Genomic DNA, 244 nt, shown 5'->3' on the forward strand with positions numbered 1-244 from the left:
GTATTGCGTCAACCGCAGGGATTTTTCCCTGATTTTCACCAAGCCCGCTTCCGCAAACATCTGCAAAGAGCCAAGCAGCGGCGCCATGCTCAGCACATGAGGCGTACCAATTTGGAAAGCGCCTGCCGTCTCCGCCGGAGTAAAGGTGTGCTCCATATCAAACTGCTTATCTTTTCGCGAACCAAACCAGCCGGCCAAACCCGGATCACGGCCGAAGTGCTTCTGATTGACATACAGGCCGCCG

1 pseudogene is annotated in these 244 nt (G+C 55.3%); it reads right to left on the reverse strand.

Annotated features, from left to right (window positions below):
- Positions 1 to 244: pseudogene (locus MXD62_RS09385) on the reverse strand (kynureninase); the annotation flags it as partial.

This window comes from Frankia sp. Mgl5 (assembly GCF_023242985.1).
Taxonomy (GTDB): domain Bacteria; phylum Actinomycetota; class Actinomycetes; order Frankiales; family Frankiaceae; genus Parafrankia; species Parafrankia soli.